This window comes from Amycolatopsis azurea DSM 43854 (genome assembly GCF_001995215.1).
In the GTDB taxonomy this organism is placed as follows: domain Bacteria; phylum Actinomycetota; class Actinomycetes; order Mycobacteriales; family Pseudonocardiaceae; genus Amycolatopsis; species Amycolatopsis azurea.
The window spans coordinates 181201-196576 of the sequence record NZ_MUXN01000008.1 but is presented as its reverse complement, the minus strand read 5'-3'; the positions used below and the strand labels follow the sequence as shown (position 1 = coordinate 196576).

The window sequence follows — 15376 nt, the reverse complement described above, 5'->3', positions numbered from 1 at the left end:
AAAGCATCGTGACCGTGCCTGGCTACGAGAATGATCTGGAACTCGCCACCCGGCTGGCCGACGCCGCCGACGCCATCACCACCGCCCGGTTCCGCGCGCTCGACCTCGCCGTGGAACGCAAACCCGACCGCACCCCGGTCACCGACGCCGACACCGCCGTCGAAGACGCCATCCGTGCGATCCTCGCCACAGACCGGCCGGACGACGCCGTGCTCGGCGAGGAACGCGGCGGATCGGCCGCGACCGGCCGCGCCTGGGTGCTCGACCCGATCGACGGGACCAAGAACTTCCTGCGCGGCGTCCCGGTCTGGGCGACGTTGATCGCGCTCGTCGAAGACGGCGACCCCGTGGTGGGCATGATCAGCGCGCCGATGCTCGGCCGCCGCTGGTGGGCCGCCGCCGGGGACGGCGCCTGGATGAGCGACTCCGCCGGGGAGCGCCGCATCTCGGTGTCGAAGGTCGCGTCGCTGGAAGACGCGTATCTGTCCACAACGGACCTGAACTCGTGGGTGGAGTACCACTCGCGGGAGAAGTACCTCGACCTCGTCGACGCGTGCTGGGAGAGCCGCGCTTTCGGCGACTTCTGGCACCACTGCCTGGTCGCCGAGGGCGCGCTCGACGTCACCGCGGAATGCATCGTGAACCCGTGGGACGTCGCGGCGGCGCAGGTGCTGATCACCGAGGCCGGTGGCCGGTTCAGCGACCTCGACGGCGAGGCCCGCTACGACAACGGCTCGGCGCTGTCGACCAACGGCCTGCTGCACGACGAGGCGCTGGCGATCCTGAAGCGCTGAGTCACGCGCTCGGGGTCACTGAGCGCCGGGAAGCAGGCCGACCGCGCCACGCGCGACCTGCGACCAGGCGAGACGTCCGAAGAGGTAGTGGCAGGCGACCTGTTCGCTGGTGAACCGTGCCCAGTCGTACCGGTTGCCCTGCTCACGCCAGAAGACCTCCCAAGCGGGCTCGGCTCCCTCTTCCTCCGTGCGCATGAGGCACCAGGCGTTGTCGGCTTCGGCGCCGACCGAGACCACCTCGGCCGGCACGCCCAGCGCCGCCAGCCACCGCAGGATCGTCCCCGTGTTCACCGAACCTCCCCCGTGACGTCCGCCAGGAAGCCCAGCGTGACAAGTTCATCCGCGCCCAGCACCGCGCGGAAACGCACCCCGCCGCCCGGCTGGCCGAACCACTCGGCGGCCACCGAACGCCAGACCGGCAACGGCCGGACGACGCGGTAGCGCCGGTACGCGGCGATCCGGTCCGGGGGCAGCGAGCGCATCGAAAACAAGGTCCCGTCCTCGGCGAACACCCGGCCGTGCTGGTCCCCGAAGCGGTCCAGATGGACGCCGACGTCGAGCATCACCGGCGTCGCCGGGTCGATACCGCCCTCACCGGGAGGCCACAGATATCCCGCCGCACCGGCGAAACGGTCTCGCCAGTCCTCTTGCGACTGTCCGCCCGACGGGTCGTGTCCCCGAATCAGCTCGGCCGGCGCGAAGGCGGCCGGAGTCGTCGGCGATCGCCGGAAACCGCTGCTGACGTGCGACAACGCGTCCAGGTCGTCCAGGACGCCCGCCTCGGGGTGATCCTGCGGGCCGGAACCGCCGTCCGGCAGCGGCAACTGGCGCGCGGGTTTCCCCATCGCGACCGGAAGATGCCCGATCGGGAACATGTGCACGAGGAACAGCGCGATCACGCTCTCCCGTTCGGTCCGCAAGGCCCCCATCGGCGGCGGAGCGACGGGCTGCGGAACGGGAGGAGGCGGTTGTGGGAAGGGCACTCGCAACGGTGCCATCGCGGGCGGCCACGGCGAAGGCGCGTACGGGGCGCGCACCCCGTGAGGCGGGGTCGGGGCGTCGTAATCGGCAGGCAGCCGGATCGGCCCCGTCCCGGCCTCGCTCGGATCGGTCACCGCACCTCCCCCAAGGAATCGGTTCCCACCGGTGACCGGGGGAGGCAGCGGACAGGACGCGTTACGACCTTAGCGCCGACCGTCGCTCTCGTCGGCGGATACCCGAAAGCACGTCCAGTCCGTGAGTGCGGTTCATCCGGCGAGCGCGTTGACCACTCTGGACGGGCTGGGCCTGCCGAGTTTCCCGGCCATCCACTTGCTCGTCGCCACCAGCGCGTCGAGGTCGACACCGGTTTCGACGCCGAGACCGTCGAGCATCCACACGAGATCTTCGGTGGCGAGGTTGCCGGTGGCCGATTCGGCGTACGGGCAGCCGCCGAGGCCACCGGCCGAGGAGTCCACAGTGGACACGCCGCAGCGGAGGGCGGCCAGTGTGTTCGCGAGTGCCTGGCCGTAGGTGTCGTGGAAATGGACGGCCAGCGCGTCGACGTCGGGGAACTGTCCGATCAGCGCCTCGACCTGACCCGCGGTGGCGACGCCGATGGTGTCCCCGAGCGAAAGCTGCGAGCAGCCGAGGTCCAGGAGCCGTTTGCCCACTCCGGCGACCTGCGTGGCCGGGACGGCGCCCTCCCACGGGTCGCCGAAGCACATCGACACGTACCCGCGGACGTCGAGACCTTCGGCCCGCGCCCGGGTGACGACCGGCTCGAACATCGCGAACTGGTCGTCCACCGTCGAGTTGAGGTTCTTCTCGGCGAAGGTCTCGGTGGCGCTGGCGAAGATCGCGATATGCGAGACCCCGGCCTCCAGCGCCCTGTCCAGCCCGCGCTCGTTCGGGACGAGCACCGGGTACCGGACGCCTTCACGCTTGTCGAGCCCGGCGAGCAGCTGCTCTGCGTCGGCCAGCTGCGGCACCCATTTCGGGCTCACGAAACTGGTCGCTTCGAGCGTGGTCAGCCCGGAATCGGCGAGCTTGTCCAGGAATTCGAGTTTGACCTCGACCGGGACGATGGCCTTCTCGTTCTGGAGGCCGTCACGCGGGCCGACCTCCCAGATCGTCACGCGTTCCGGCAGGGCCGCGGCGGACGGGACGCGGTCGGGCAGCCCGAGCTCTCGCGTGCCCATCAACGACGCCGGTTTCCGCGCGGCGGGTGGCCCTGCGGAGGCAGCGGTTCGGTCTGCTGCGGCGCCCCGGCGGGCGGCGCGTAGTCGTCGTACGGGTTGTCGTTGACTTCGCGGTAGATGACCGTGTGCACGCGCTCGACCTTGGGGATGTCGTCGAACTTCAGCGGTTCGTCCGAGGCGGACTCGATCACCAGCGTGCCGCAGCCGAAGACGCGGTCCAGCAGCCCGTGCTCGAACTGGACGCTGTTGATCCGCGACATCGGGATGTCGATCCCGGTCCGCTTCAGCACCCCCTCACGGGCGATCAGCCGGTCCGTGGTCACGATGAAATGCGTCGTGCGCCAGCGGACGAACGGGGCCAGGAAGAGCCACACGACGAGGCCGAGCCCGACGACGGCGATCGCGATCTCGGAGATGAGGTCCCACGGGGCCGTCGCGTCCTTCGCGACGACGGCCAGCCAGATCCCCAAGCCGAGCGTGACGATCAGCGCGAGGAAGGGGAAGATCAGCATCTTGAAATGCGGGTGACTGTGCACCACGACGTGCTCGTTTTCGCTGAGCAAATCGTCCGGATAGGCCACGACGGACGCTCCCAAAGTGTGTTCGACGCTGGTGAGCTCACCGTACCGGCGAACGGTCCCGGTGGAAGACCGGACGCCGCAAAACACACCGCACGGATCAGGACCCGGCGGGCCGCACGTGGACGACGTCCCCGGCGAACACCGTGTACCGCTCACCACCGGGAACGTCGACCTGGAGCTGACCGGCGGGATCGATGTCGGCGGCGCGGCCGGTCAGCGCCGAACCGTCGGGCAGCTGGACCTCGACGTCCTGGCCCAGCGTGGCGCAGTGCCGCCGGTAGTCCCCGAGCAGGCCCGCTTCGGCCAGCGATCCGCCGGCGACCCGCCATCGGCGTTCGAGTTCGTCGAAACCGGTGAGCAGCCGGGTGGCGATCTCGGCGCGGTCGGTCTCCGTCGCCCCCTGCTCGGCCAGCGAGGTCGCGGGCAGGCCGCCGGGCCCGGCCGGGACGTTCTCGCCGAGCGGCAGCACGTTCAGGCCGATGCCGAGGATCACGGTGGTGTCGTCACCGGCGACGGCCTCCGCCAGGATGCCCGCGCATTTGGCGCGCCCGGGCCCGGCCAGGAGGTCGTTCGGCCACTTGAGGACGGCGTCGACGCCCAGGCCCGCGGCGACCTCCCGGACCGCGAGTCCCGCGACCACGGAAAGTGAACCCAAATTGGCGAACGGGACCCCGCCCGGACGCAGCAGGACACTGACGTAGAGGCCCGTTCCCTTCGGCGAGGACCACTGCCGCGCGCGGCGGCCGACCCCGGCCGTCTGCTCTTCGGCGATCAGCACGGTGCGGTCTTCGGCCCCCTTCGCGGCGGATTCCCGCAGGTCGGCGTTGGTGGACCCGGTGCTCGCCACGACCTGGATCGCGGCGTACCGGCCGGACAGCGCGGCACTCAGACGCTCGGCGTCGAGCGCTCCCGTCTCACTCATCTGCCCAGAATATGAGAGTCCCCCTAACGTGCAAGGCGTTCGCTCGTTACGCAGAGGTGGTCTCCAATAACCTGGACGGCGTGACCGAGCCCGACCCCGCCCCGAGCGCGCCCGAAACCAGCCCGAAGAAGTCGTGGGCGCACGGCGTGGCGATGCGCGGCCTGGTCGCCCTCCCGCTGGTCGCCGGGCTCGCGACGGCGGGCTGGCTGCTCGCGGGCGGCAACGATCCGGCGCCCGCCGACGGGAACCAGCCGGTGCCTGTCCCCGCCGCCAAACAGGATCCGGCCACCGTCGGTGGCGGTGCGGGTCCGTCGGTCCTCGAAGTCAGCGCGCCGGTCAAGGCGCAGGAGACCCCGAAGGGCGTCCGGCCGCTCGAAGAGTGGGCCACGAAACTCGCCGGACCGCTCGACATCCCGGCGAAGTCGCTCATCGGCTACGCGAACGGCGAACTGGCGCTGCGCGGCGAGCAGCCGAACTGCCACCTCTCCTGGGTCACGCTGGCCGGGGTCGGCGCGGCGAGCTCGAACCACGGACGCGGCGGCGACAACCCGCTCGGCCTTTCGGCGCAGCAGTGGAAGAAGCACGGCGCGTCGATCCCCGGGATCGCGAAGCCCGCGCTCGCCGACCCCGACTCCGCTTCGGTCGCCGCCGGTCGCGCGCTGTGCGCTTCCGGGGCCGACCTCGGTGGCGGCAACGGCTGGTGGAAGGCGATCGCCGGCTACCAGGGCGGCAAGGGCAACGAGGCCGAACTGTTCCGCCAGCGCGTCCTGGGCAACGCTCAGCTGTACGCGACCCTCTCCCTCGACCCCGCGCGAGGCGCGACCCCCGCGGTGAAGGCGACCCGGTTCGCCCTCGGCCAGCTGGGCCTCCCGTACGTGTGGGGCGGCAACGGCCCCGAAGCGGGCGCGGCGGGCTTCGACTGCTCCGGGCTCACGAAGGCGTCCTACGACGAGGCCGGAGTCGCGCTCCCGCGGACCGCGGACAGCCAGTTCCGCGCGCTGCCGCAAGTGGGCGGCGAGCCGAAGCTCGGCGATCTCGTGTTCTACGGGAACCCGGCGACGCGGATCCACCACGTCGGGCTGTACCTGGGGAACGGCCTGATGATCAACGCGCCCACCGAGGGCCAGGCGATCCAGATCCACACCTATCACTCGAAGGGCGACGACTACACCGGCGCCGGCCGCCCCAGCTGAGTCGCGAGCGCCACGCTTGAGACGTTGAGCGTCCCGTGCGTGGCGCTCGGGGCGTCGGCGCGGATCAGGACTGGGTAGCCAGCCAGTCGAGCGCGGCTTCCCCCTGGCGGAGCACCGAGATGTGCCCGTCCTCCGGAAACACGCGCACCTCCGCCGTGGGGCACTGCCGCGCGAGCCACTCCCCGTGCCCGACGGGCGCGATCCGGTCCGCGCCGCCGTGCAGGAGCAACACCGGCGCCTTGACGTCGGACGGCTGGAAGCCCCAAGGAGCGACGTACGCGAGATCGTCGTCGATCAGTGCGCCGGGACCGCCTTCGAGAGCGGGACCGACGACGTCGAGGAGCCATTTCCAGTCATCCGCCAAGGCGGCGTGATCCGACGGGGTGAACATTTCGGCGTCGTATTCGGCTGTCGCCTCGTGGCGTTCCTTCTCTTCCCGTCCCGCCAGGGCCGCCGTCAGCGAGCCGACGCCCGCCGCGCTCATGCCCGCGAACCAGTCCCAGCTGTCGGAGTACGGAGCGATGCTCGCGACGCCGACCATCGCCGAGACCCGCTCCGGCAGCAGGGCCGCGCATGCCAACGCGTGTGGCCCGCCGCCGGAATGCCCGTAGACCGCGAACCGCTCGATGCCCAGGGCGTCGGCGACCTTCTCGACGTCCGACGCCGCCGACGCGACATCCCGGCCGGGGCGCGGCGACGAGCCGCCGTAGCCGGGCCGGTCGTAGGAGACCCACCTCAGCCCGAGCCGTTCGGCGGCCGGGAACAGCGGCGACGGCGGGGCGCCGATGTTCGGGGTTCCGTGATGCCAGACGACCACGGGACCGGTACCGCCGGTGTCGTAGACGTGCAGTGTGGTCCCGTCCCCCAGGTCCACGTCGGACTCGTTCACCATGGGGCCGAAGATACTGACACCCTGGACCCATGTCGCGCTATCACGAGATCAAGCACCGGGTGGCCACGACCTTCCAGCGGCACGTGGGCAACCCGCTCCTCGGCCGGTTGCCGAACCAGCCGCTCCTCGAGACCACCGGCCGCAAGTCCGGGGAACCCCGGCGGACGCCGATCGGCGGTCGCAAGGTGGGCCGCGAGTTCTGGATCGTCTCGGAATTCGGCGAGAAGTCGCAGTACGTCCGCAACATCCAGGCCGATCCGCGCGTCCGGGTCCGGCTCAAGGGCCAGTGGCACAGCGGCACGGCGCACCTGCTCCCGGACGACGACCCCCGCGCCCGGCTGAAGGCCCTGCCCAGGCTCAACAGCGCCGCCGTGCAGGCGATCGGCACGGATCTGCTCACCATCCGGGTCGACCTCGACGGCTGAGTTTTGCCTTGACGTCAAGGGCAAGGTTTACGCTCGGACCATGCGGATCGGCGAACTCGCCGCGCGGACCGGGACCACCACGCGCGCGCTGCGTTTCTATGAGTCACAAGGGCTTCTCGACGCACGGCGCGCGTCGAACGGGTACCGGGAGTACGACGAGGACGACTACCGCCTGGTGAACGAGATCCTGACCCTGCAAGCGGTCGGGCTCAGTCTGGAGGACACCAGGCCGTTCGTCGAATGCCTGCGCGCCGGTCACGAGACCGGCGACTCGTGCGCCGATTCGATCGAGGTCTACCAACGCAAACTCGCCGAGGTGGACGCCTGTCTTTCCAGGCTCAACGACGTGCGGGACGGCCTGCTGACCAAGTTGGCGGGCGCGTTGAAGACACCGCCGGGGCCGTGCGTCGTCGTGCCGCGAACCGAGGAGGCCTGAATGTCCCTTTCCGTCGTCAACGACGAAACCTTCCGAGAGCTGGTCCTGGAGCAGGAGAAGCCCGTCCTGGTGGACTTCTGGGCGCAGTGGTGCCCGCCCTGCCACATGATCGTCCCGGTGCTCACCGAGATCGCCGAAGAACGCGCCGGCTCGCTGATCATCCGCAAGCTCAACTCCGACGAGAATCCACTCACGGCAAGGGACTACCAGGTCATGTCCCTGCCGACGCTGATCCTCTTCCGTAACGGCAGTCCTGTTTGGACGACCGTCGGAGCCCGGCCGAAGGCACGGCTGCTGGCCGACCTGGACGCCGCCCTGGCGACGGCCACCGTCTGAGCGACTCATGTCGTTTCCTGAGGGGCAAGGAAACGTGGCCTGGTCTGGCGCGAAGTCCGTGAAGGCCTCCTTGAGGGACTCTGGGTCCCTCAAGGAGGCCTTCACGGACCGGTGTTCGTGGCGATCGGCGAGGCGCAGTCCTCGCGGGCAGTGGGGGTCGAGGGTGTTGCGAAAGCCACTTTCGCAACGCTGAAGGTTGCGAAAGTGGCTTTCGCAACACTAGCCCGCGCACACGCACCTGTGAGCCACCTCGCCGCCACGCGATAATCGTGTTGCGCCCGGGGCCGTTCGTTCGCATCCTTCAGCACATGACATCGACCCTCGCCTTCCTGCCGTCGCCCACCGTCGTCCGACGGGTGCGGAAGCAGCAGCAGACGGGGTCCTGGCGGAGGCCGACACCAGTCCGACCGTGAGCGCCGCGCTCGTCGCGGGCCTGCTCGCCGGCTATGGCATCGCCATTCCGGTGGGCGCGGTCGGCACCTATCTCGTGGTGCTGACGGCTCGCGAAGGACTCAAGATCGGCGCGTACGCGGCGTTGGGCGTCGCCACGGCCGACGGCCTCTACGCCCTCGTCGCGGTCCTCGGCGGCAGCGGCCTCGTCCGGATCATCCAGCCGATCGCCGAACCGCTGCGCTGGGTTTCGGTGGTGGTGCTGCTCGTGCTGGCGGTCCACATCGGAATCACCGGTGTCCGCGATTTCCGCGACTCCGCGAAAGCCGAGCTGACCGAACCGGCCGTGATCGGACCGCTGAAGGCCTACGTGAGCCTGCTCGGGATCACGCTGCTGAACCCGACGACGGTGATCTACTTCGCCGCGCTCGTGCTCGGCAGTGAGGACATGGCCGCCGCGACCACACCGGAGCACGTGGTCTTCGTGCTCGCGGCGTTCGCGGCTTCGGCCAGCTGGCAACTGCTCCTCGCGGGCGGCGGCGCGGTGCTGGGCAAGGCGTTGACCGGACGTCGTGGACGGCTGGCGACGGCGCTCGCGTCCAGCGCGCTCATCGCCGCGCTCGGCGTCCGCCTGATCTGGTGACACCGGAAAGGAATCGAGGACCGTGGCTGTCCGCATCGGTTGCCAGGCTGTGCCCATGACCGAAACCCAGGAACGCCCCGCTTCACTCCACTCCTACCTCGCCTACCGCGACGCCCCGAAGGCGCTCCGCTGGCTCGAAAGCGCCTTCGGCTTCGAAACCGTCATGGAATTCCCTGACGACAAGGGCCTGATCCTGCATTCGGAACTGCGGCTCGGCGGAGCCTCCATCATCGTGTTCAGCGCGGAGGAGGACTACGACCACGCGACCCGCAAGGGGGAAACGGTCGGCCACGGCCTCTACGTCGGTCTTCCGACGCAAGAGGCCGTGGACGCCGTATTCGCCTCCGCCGTCGAAGCCGGCGCGACGACGGTCTGGAAGCCCGAGAACACCGAATGGGGCAACTACCGCTTCCGCGTCGACGATCTCGAAGGCTACGAATGGACGTTCGGCACGCACATCCCCGGAGAACCGCAGACCGACTGGAGCTAAAGCAGGCGCGCGAACCACTCGTGCATGCGGCGAAGCAGATCCAGCTGGTTTTCCCGCTTGCGTAACGAATGCCCTTCGCCGGGATAGACGACGAAGTCGTGTTCGACGCCGAAGTGCCGTAGCGCGCGATGGAAGTATTCCGCCTGGGACAACGGGACGTTCGTGTCGTCCGCGCCGTGCGCGATCAGCACTGGGGTCTCGATCTTCGACGCGTAGGAGATCGGGCTCAGCCGGTCGTGCCGGTGCGGGCCTTCCCCTTCCCAGCCGGTACTTCCGCCGAGCACGGCATCGTAAGGACCGAATTCGCCGGTCCCGGCGAGCATTCCCCAGTCGCAGATCCCGGCCAGCATCAGGGCCGCTTTGAACCGGCTGGTCTGCCCGACCGCCCAGGCCGTCATGAAACCGCCGTGACTCCCGCCCACGATCCCCAGCCGGTCCGGATCGGCGACCCCTTCGACGACGAGGAGGTCGATCCCGGTTTCGAGGTCCTTCCATTCTTCGAGGCCGACCCGTCCGGCGACCGAAGCGGCGAACTCGTGGCCATGGCCTTGTCCCCCACGGGGATTCGGCAGGAAAACGGCGTGTCCCGCCGATGCCAGCCATTGCGCGGACGGGAACCAGGCGAGCTGGAACCCGTCCGCGTACCGGTCGTACGGTCCGCCGTGCGGGATCGTGATCAGGGAGAAGGGTCCATCCTCCCGCGTCCTACCGGGCGGAAGGACGAGCAAGCCGTCCAGGGCGAGGCCATCGAAACCCTTGTAGGACAAGCGTTCCTGCGATCCCCAGGTGATCCCGGCGAACTCCGGCACCAGGTCACCGACGCGCGTCAAAGCTCCACCCACAGGTCCGCTGTGGATATTCTTCGGCTGATGGGCGGTGCTCAGCACGATGGCCACGATCTCGCCGTTCGAAGCGATCGCGTCCGATTGACCGCGCCAGAACGACACTTCGCCGGAACCGAGCCGATGAAGGGCGGTGTCGAGCCCGTCGGCGACGAGCATCAGCGGAGCGCCGGAATCGACCTGCGCGAGCTTGATCGGGCAGGCCGATTCCGGTGTCAGGTTTTGATGCTCCCCGGTTTCCACGGGAACGTCGAAGACCGCCCGGCCACCCACCCGCTCCAGCGTCGCGAGATACGCGACGTGCCAGCTGTCGCCATCACGCCACCAGACCGGGCTCTCGGCCTCGAACGAGGTCTTCCCGAGCTCCCGCCGTTCCCCGGTTTCCAGGTCCAGCACGGAAAGCCGGGGTTCGAGCCCGCCGGGATCGATCTCGGGCGTCGACCAGGTGATGACGGCGACCGCCTTGTCGTCCTGACGACCGGCGACCCCGACCACGTGGTCCTCGATCAGTGTGGTGATCTCACCGGTCTTCGGGTCGAAGCTCCGCAGCCGCGCCGGGCGGAGGCCTTCGCTCCAGACCCAGATGTCCGCGGCCGGCGTCTCGTCCTCGGCGATGAACACGATCCGGTCGCGCATCGGGACGAACCCGGTGATCTCGCTCCCCCAGGCGAACAGCGGCCCGTCCACCGTGTGGACCTGGCCGTCCCGCAGGAAGTAGAGGGAGTCCGACGACCACTTCGGCGAGGTGCCGTCGGCCACCTTCCGGGGCTCTCCGCCGCTGTCCGCGAGCCAGATCTCGGGGGCGCCTTTGACGACGGTCTCGACCCGGTACGCGATCCGGAGTCCGTCCGGGGACAGCGCGGGTTCCGACGGGACATGGTGGTCGACGATCAGCTCAGCGGTCAGCATGTGTTCATAGTGCCGAAAAAACCTTCCCCAGGTTGTCGAGCCAGGTCCCGGTGCCCTGCTCGCGCCAGCTCGGTTCTTCTTGCCCGTCAAGGAAAGTGCCCTGTTCGATCAGGGTCAGCCGGGTGCCGTCACCTTCGGCTTCGAGCAGCACCGTCGTGACCGACACGGTGGCGAGGACGTCTTTCGCGGAGAGCGTCCCCGAGTAGACGATCCGTTCGTTTTCGGCGATGTCCTCGTAGCGCGCGTCGAAGACCATGTCCTTCCCGTCGTCGGGAGGACCCGTGGTGACCTCGCGGCCGCCGACGCGGAAATCCAGGGAGTGCCGGCCACCGGGAACGGTGAACCAGCCGGCTTTCGCGGCGGGGTCGGACCAGGCCGCGAAAACGCGTTCCGGCGACACGGGGTAGACGCGCTCGAGGGTGAAAGTGGCGTGTTTGACGGTCATGACCGTTTCCCTTCGTCGGTATTCAGAAAGCCGCCAAGGCGGTCGAGCCGGTGTTCCCAGCCGGTGCGCTGCCCGCCGAGCCAGTCCTCGGCCATCCGCAGGCCGTCCGGTTCGAGGTGACAGGTCCGCACGCGGCCCGCCTTCTCCGACCGGACGAGCCCGCTGGCCTCGAGCACCTGGAGGTGCTGCATCACCGCGGGCAGCGACATCGACAACGGCTGCGCGAGCTCCCCCACCGAAGCGGGTCCCCGGGTGAGGCGCTCGATCATTTCGCGGCGCGTCCCGTCGGAAAGCGCCTTGAACACCTGGTCCATCCGTTGGTTAGGCACATGCTTAACTATCCGCCCACGCCGAGCGATAGTCAAGTAGATGCTTAACTTTCTAGTCCTCCGCGGTCATGCCTTCGACGAGCAACCACTGCGAAGCGAGGTACGAAGTCAGCACGAAGGTCTCCAGGTTCGCCCGCACCCGCTCGCTGGTGACGAAGTTGCGGCGGATCAGGATCGCCAGGTCCGACGCGGAGAACAGCAGCGCGCCGGCGGCGATCCAGGTCCGGCGGTCACCCGACGGGATCACCATGCCGCCCGAGACCTTGGCCTTCGGCGCCAGGACCGGGTCAGCGGCGAGGGTCGACGTCGTGCTCAGCAGGCCGCCGTAGACCGAAAGCACCGAAGACACCGGAGACGGCTTCGGCAGCGTCATCGCGACGGCGGCCGCCGCCCAGGCCCCGAGGCGGGGCGGCGCGGTCGCGGCGCGCGGACGAGCGCCGCGACGCCACAGCAGCACGGAGTACAGCACCTGCATGACGCCGAACGACGTCGCGCCCTTGATCAGCTCGCCGTCCTCGTCGGACCTGCCCATGAAGTGGTCGCCCGCCCCGGCCGCGACCAGCGCGGCGACGAGCAGGCCCTTCTCCCCCGGCGCGAGCTTCCGCGCCCGCGCGACCCGGGCGGCGAGCACCGGGACCGCGGCCGGCTTGGTCGCCAGCTGCAGCTTTCGCTTGCCCGTCCTGGCGGAATACACCGTGCCGATCGCGGCGGCGCCGAACAGCAGCCGCTCGGCGAATTTGAGGGCCTTCACCTACCACCTCCGGAACTTATTTCTGGGTAAGTTACCAGGAGGTCAGCTCACTGGGCGTCTCTCAGACAGCCTCGCGGAAGGTGTTCCGGTACGCGCTCGGTGAGACCCCCAGCGCCGCCTGGAGGTGCTGGCGCAGCGACGCGGCGGTGCCGAAGCCCGCCTCCGCGGCGACCCGGTCCACCGGCAGATCGGTCTCTTCGAGCAGCTGCCGGGCCCGTTCGATCCGCTGCCGGGTCAGCCACTGCAACGCCGAGATCCCGACCTCGTCGCGGAAGCGCCGGGTGAACGTCCTCGTGCTCATCGCCTCTTTCGCCGCGAGTTCGCGCAAGGTCAGCGGCCGGTCGAGGTTCTCCAGCGCCCAGGCCCGTGCCGCGACCGTCGACGAGGACTGCGGTTCGGGCACCGGGCGCCGGATGAACTGCGCCTGCCCGCCCTCGCGATGCGGCGAGACAACGGTTCCGCGCGCGACCTCGTTCGCGACGGCGGCGCCGTGATCGCGCCGGATCATGTGCAGGCAGAGATCGATCCCGGACGCGACGCCGGCCGAGGTCAGCACGTTCCCGTCGTCGGTGTAGAGCACGTTGGGATCGAGGGCGACCTTCGGGAACTTCGCCTGGAAATCCAGCGCCGAGCGCCAGTGCGTGGTCGCCTTCCGGCCGTCGAGCAGGCCCGCGGCGGCGAGCACGAACGCGCCCGAGCAGATCGACGCGATCCGGGCGTCCGGCCGGATCAGCTCCAGCGCCCGCGCGAGCGGTTCGGTGAGGTCCTGCCCCGAGGGTTCGTACTCGATGGACGACGCCGGGATGACGACAGTGTCCGCCTCGGCCAGGACTTCCGGGCCGAGGCCGACCGAGACGGTGACGTCGGCGTCGGTCCGGATCTGTCCCGGCTCCGGCGTGCAGGTGACGACCTCGTAGAGCGGCTCGCCATCGGCCGATTTGGCCGTGCCGAACAGGCGGGTGACGATGCCCAGCTCCATCACCAGCATCCCGTGCCGGACCAGCACGGCGACCCGATGACGACCAGGACGCGTGAAAAAGCCCATGGCCTGATTCTTGCACATGTTGGCCATCGAGCCACTCGTGCCGGGTCACCCGGCCGCGCGACGGTGGGGACATGAACGTGCTGTGGATCTTCGCCCACCCTGAATCCCGTTCCTTCGGCGGCTCGCTGCGCGACGAGGGCGTACGCGCCCTTCGCGAACAGGGCGCCGAAGTCCGGGAATCCGACCTGTACGCGATGAAGTGGAATCCCGTCGTCGATGCCGACGACTTCGGCTCGGCCGCGGGAAGCGACCGGCTGTTCGTCGGCCCGACGTCGAAGACCGCCTTGCTGACCGGCGAGCTCAGCGCCGACATCCGTGCCGAACACGAAAAACTGGCGTGGGCGGATACCGTGATCGTCCAGTTCCCCCTGTGGTGGTACGGAATGCCCGCCATCCTCAAAGGCTGGTTCGACCGCGTCTTCGTCAAGGGATTCGCGTACGGCGTCCAGCGTCCGGACGGCCGGACAGCCCGCTACGGTGAAGGTGCGCTGGCTGGGAAGCGCGCCATGGTCGTCCTGACCACGGGCACGTCGCAGGCCGCGATCGGACCGCGCGGCATCAACGGCGAAGTCAGCGAGATCCTCTTCCCACTGCAGCACGGAGCCCTTTGGTACACAGGAATGTCCGTCCTTCCCCCACTGACGATCTGCGGCGCCGACCGCGCCTCGGCCGAGCAGTACGACGTCGCCGCGGAAGCGCTGCGGGAGCGCCTGCGAACACTGTCCACTCAGGACCCGATCCCGTTCCGCCACCAGAACGGCGGCGACTACGACGACAACCTCGTCCTGCGCGACGACCTCGCGCCCGGCCGGAGGGGCATGGGGGTCCACCTCGACGTTTGACCTAATATCACGTCACGGTTATATTCCTCTGGAGGCACATTAGGAGGTAACCGTGACCCCTCGCGCCCGGTTGGAAACCGTCGGAGAGCGTCCCGCGCTGCGGATCGAACGCCGTCTCGCGCACCGCCCGGAGCGCGTCTGGCGGGCCGTCACCGAACCGTCGGAGCTCGCGAAGTGGTTCCCCGCGGCGGTCGTCGTCGACCTGCGACCGGGCGGAACCATCGAGTTCACCTTCGAAGGCGAAGAGACCCCGACGACGGGCAAGGTCCTCGAAGCCGACGAGCCTCGCGTGTTCGCGTTCAGCTGGAACGAAGACGTGCTGCGCTGGGAGATCATCCCGGACGGCGACGGCAGCCGTCTGCTGTTCACGCACACGTTCGGCCGGGGCGAACCCGCCATCGCCAGGATCGCGGCGGGGCGCACCGCCGCCGGCTGGGACAGCTGCCTCGTCGCGCTCACCGCGTCGCTCGACGGCGAAGAGTACGAGCAGCCGAAGGACTGGGTCGGCCCGATCGAGGCCTACGTCGAGGAGTTCGGGCTCGCGGACGGCGAGGTCCTGGAAACCGGCGACGGCAAGGTGATCCGCTTCCGCCGCGACCTGGTTTGGAAACCCCTCGACGAGGTCTGGCCCCTTCTCACCGCCGAAAAGGCCGAAGGCACGATCATCCGCGAAGAACCCCCGCGCCTGCTGGAGATCTCGCTGCCGCAGGGCGGCGTCGTCCGCTGGGAGTTCACCCACTCCGATCTCGACGGCACCATGGTCGAGGTGACCCGGACCGTCCCGGCCGGACACGACGACGTCGTGCCCGAGGCGCTGCGAGGCTGGCGCGAAAAGCTCAAGGAGTTCTTCGCGGCGGCGCACGGAAGCTGATCTCCCCCCAGGGGATGACCTCCACCGGACGGACGCGGAAGCGGCGCCCGTCCGGTTAGG

20 protein-coding genes are annotated in these 15376 nt (G+C 69.4%); 9 read left to right on the top strand and 11 right to left on the bottom strand.

The window, feature by feature from the left end; all coding sequences use genetic code 11:
* The first annotated feature begins 8 nt into the window (after window positions 1-8).
* Window positions 9-794: a histidinol-phosphatase gene (hisN, locus tag B0293_RS12775; protein WP_005155485.1), complete on the top strand. Its 786-nt coding sequence runs from the start codon at window positions 9-11 to the stop codon at window positions 792-794.
* Window positions 795-809: 15 nt separating this feature from the next.
* Here hisN and B0293_RS12770 read toward each other — a convergent pair whose 3' ends face one another.
* The 5 genes from B0293_RS12770 to B0293_RS12750 form a co-directional block, all read right to left on the bottom strand.
* Window positions 810-1085, bottom strand: a complete 276-nt coding sequence (locus tag B0293_RS12770; RefSeq protein ID WP_005155486.1) for a hypothetical protein — start codon at window positions 1083-1085, stop codon at window positions 810-812.
* On the bottom strand, window positions 1082-1909 hold the full coding sequence (locus tag B0293_RS12765; RefSeq protein ID WP_005155487.1) for a TNT domain-containing protein: 828 nt from the start codon (window positions 1907-1909) through the stop codon (window positions 1082-1084). Before B0293_RS12765 ends, B0293_RS12770 begins: the two co-directional genes overlap by 4 nt.
* Before the next feature lie 132 nt (window positions 1910-2041).
* Window positions 2042-2974 carry a hydroxymethylglutaryl-CoA lyase gene (locus B0293_RS12760; RefSeq protein ID WP_005155490.1) on the bottom strand — a complete coding sequence of 311 codons (933 nt, stop codon included), beginning with the start codon at window positions 2972-2974 and terminating at the stop codon, window positions 2042-2044.
* Window positions 2974-3555: a PH domain-containing protein gene (locus B0293_RS12755; protein ID WP_005155491.1), complete on the bottom strand. Its 582-nt coding sequence runs from the start codon at window positions 3553-3555 to the stop codon at window positions 2974-2976. The genes B0293_RS12760 and B0293_RS12755 overlap by 1 nt, the downstream gene beginning before the upstream one ends.
* 97 nt (window positions 3556-3652) lie before the next feature.
* Window positions 3653-4477: a biotin--[acetyl-CoA-carboxylase] ligase gene (locus tag B0293_RS12750; protein ID WP_005155492.1), complete on the bottom strand. Its 825-nt coding sequence runs from the start codon at window positions 4475-4477 to the stop codon at window positions 3653-3655.
* Window positions 4478-4557: 80 nt separating this feature from the next.
* Here B0293_RS12750 and B0293_RS12745 point away from each other — a divergent pair, with 80 nt between their 5' ends.
* Window positions 4558-5670: a C40 family peptidase gene (locus tag B0293_RS12745; protein ID WP_005155494.1), complete on the top strand. Its 1113-nt coding sequence runs from the start codon at window positions 4558-4560 to the stop codon at window positions 5668-5670.
* Window positions 5671-5734: 64 nt separating this feature from the next.
* Here B0293_RS12745 and B0293_RS12740 read toward each other — a convergent pair whose 3' ends face one another.
* Window positions 5735-6562, bottom strand: coding sequence for an alpha/beta fold hydrolase (locus tag B0293_RS12740; protein ID WP_039917167.1), 828 nt, complete (start codon window positions 6560-6562; stop codon window positions 5735-5737).
* Between the two features lie 29 nt (window positions 6563-6591).
* Here B0293_RS12740 and B0293_RS12735 point away from each other — a divergent pair, with 29 nt between their 5' ends.
* The 5 genes from B0293_RS12735 to B0293_RS12715 all read left to right on the top strand — a co-directional run bounded on the left by B0293_RS12735 (window position 6592) and on the right by B0293_RS12715 (window position 9282).
* Window positions 6592-6987 (top strand): nitroreductase family deazaflavin-dependent oxidoreductase, encoded by a 396-nt coding sequence (locus B0293_RS12735; protein ID WP_005155497.1) that lies wholly within the window; start codon window positions 6592-6594, stop codon window positions 6985-6987.
* A gap of 40 nt (window positions 6988-7027) precedes the next feature.
* The gene (locus B0293_RS12730) at window positions 7028-7423 is read left to right on the top strand and encodes a MerR family transcriptional regulator (protein ID WP_005155498.1); all 396 of its coding nucleotides are present in this window, start codon (window positions 7028-7030) and stop codon (window positions 7421-7423) included.
* Window positions 7424-7759 carry a thioredoxin gene (gene trxA, locus B0293_RS12725; protein WP_005155499.1) on the top strand — a complete coding sequence of 112 codons (336 nt, stop codon included), beginning with the start codon at window positions 7424-7426 and terminating at the stop codon, window positions 7757-7759.
* Window positions 7760-8168: 409 nt separating this feature from the next.
* Window positions 8169-8792, top strand: coding sequence for a LysE family transporter (locus B0293_RS12720; RefSeq protein WP_005155500.1), 624 nt, complete (start codon window positions 8169-8171; stop codon window positions 8790-8792).
* A 55-nt stretch (window positions 8793-8847) separates the two neighbouring features.
* On the top strand, window positions 8848-9282 hold the full coding sequence (locus B0293_RS12715; RefSeq protein WP_039917168.1) for a VOC family protein: 435 nt from the start codon (window positions 8848-8850) through the stop codon (window positions 9280-9282).
* Here the strand turns inward: B0293_RS12715 and B0293_RS12710 are convergent.
* The 5 genes from B0293_RS12710 to B0293_RS12690 form a co-directional block, all read right to left on the bottom strand.
* Window positions 9279-11033, bottom strand: a complete 1755-nt coding sequence (locus B0293_RS12710; RefSeq protein ID WP_005155503.1) for a S9 family peptidase — start codon at window positions 11031-11033, stop codon at window positions 9279-9281. The genes B0293_RS12715 and B0293_RS12710 overlap by 4 nt on opposite strands.
* Window positions 11034-11037: 4 nt before the next feature.
* Window positions 11038-11478 carry an SRPBCC family protein gene (locus B0293_RS12705; protein ID WP_005155505.1) on the bottom strand — a complete coding sequence of 147 codons (441 nt, stop codon included), beginning with the start codon at window positions 11476-11478 and terminating at the stop codon, window positions 11038-11040.
* Window positions 11475-11792 carry an ArsR/SmtB family transcription factor gene (locus B0293_RS12700; protein ID WP_005155507.1) on the bottom strand — a complete coding sequence of 106 codons (318 nt, stop codon included), beginning with the start codon at window positions 11790-11792 and terminating at the stop codon, window positions 11475-11477. Before B0293_RS12700 ends, B0293_RS12705 begins: the two co-directional genes overlap by 4 nt.
* Before the next feature lie 67 nt (window positions 11793-11859).
* Complete coding sequence (locus B0293_RS12695) at window positions 11860-12558, bottom strand: lysoplasmalogenase family protein (protein WP_005155508.1); 699 nt, start codon at window positions 12556-12558, stop codon at window positions 11860-11862.
* 61 nt (window positions 12559-12619) lie between these two features.
* Window positions 12620-13630 carry a GlxA family transcriptional regulator gene (locus tag B0293_RS12690; RefSeq protein WP_005155509.1) on the bottom strand — a complete coding sequence of 337 codons (1011 nt, stop codon included), beginning with the start codon at window positions 13628-13630 and terminating at the stop codon, window positions 12620-12622.
* 44 nt (window positions 13631-13674) lie between these two features.
* Between B0293_RS12690 and B0293_RS12685 the strand changes: the two genes are divergently transcribed.
* Together B0293_RS12685 and B0293_RS12680 are read left to right on the top strand one after the other, a co-directional pair.
* Window positions 13675-14445 carry an NAD(P)H-dependent oxidoreductase gene (locus B0293_RS12685; RefSeq protein WP_005155510.1) on the top strand — a complete coding sequence of 257 codons (771 nt, stop codon included), beginning with the start codon at window positions 13675-13677 and terminating at the stop codon, window positions 14443-14445.
* Window positions 14446-14497: 52 nt separating this feature from the next.
* Window positions 14498-15316: an SRPBCC family protein gene (locus B0293_RS12680; protein WP_005155513.1), complete on the top strand. Its 819-nt coding sequence runs from the start codon at window positions 14498-14500 to the stop codon at window positions 15314-15316.
* Window positions 15317-15376: the final 60 nt, after the last annotated feature.